The following is a 693-nucleotide window of genomic DNA, read 5'->3' as shown; positions in this document are numbered from 1 at the left end:
CCGTCGCCCCGGCCGGCTCCGCACGGGTGAGGCGTACCCGCAGCCGCTCCCCGAGCGGCAGCGGGGCGCCGTCGCCCTCGATCCGCGCCACCACCGCCGGATCCTCCAGCTGGACGGTGCCCACGTCGGGCTCCTTCTCCCTGACGTCCACCACGACCGCGTCGAACTCCTCGCCGACGCGGCCCTTCAGCACCGCGGCCTCGACGATGTCGACACAGGCGCGTTCCACCGCGTTCGCGCGCCGGGCGCCCTCCGCCATCTCCCGCGGCAGGGCCTCCAGGGCCGCCGTCGCCCACCCGGGCGGTTCCTCGCCGGCGAGGGCCGCCACGCACAGCTCCCCCGCATAACGGTCCACGAGCCGGCGCAGCGGCGCCGTGCAGTGGGTGTACTCGTGGGCGACCGCGGCGTGGACGGACGGCGAGGGCAGCTCGCCGCCGGTGAACGCGGAGTACCCGGCGCCCCTGAGCAGCGTGGTGCACTCCTGGAGGAAGGCGGCGTGGCGCGGCTCGCCCGGGTCCAGGGAGCGGACGAGCGCCGCGTACGAGACGTGGTGCGGCCACTCGATCCGCAGGGCCGCGGCCGAGCGGCGCAGCCGGGACACCGCCCCGTCCGGGGCGGTGGGCAGGGTGCGCAGGATGCCAGTGCCCGAGGCCACCATGATGTCGGCGGCCGCCATCCCGGTGAGCAGCGGCG

At 77.1% G+C, this 693-nt stretch carries 1 pseudogene; it reads right to left on the bottom strand.

What is annotated here, in order from left to right:
* Positions 1–693, bottom strand: a pseudogene (locus EAO77_RS36830) (RNB domain-containing ribonuclease); the annotation flags it as partial.

Origin of the sequence: Streptomyces sp. T39 (genome assembly GCF_008042045.1) — a bacterium.
Lineage (GTDB): Bacteria > Actinomycetota > Actinomycetes > Streptomycetales > Streptomycetaceae > Streptomyces.
Note: the sequence above shows the minus strand (reverse complement) of the source record. Positions and strands in the feature narration are given on the sequence as shown.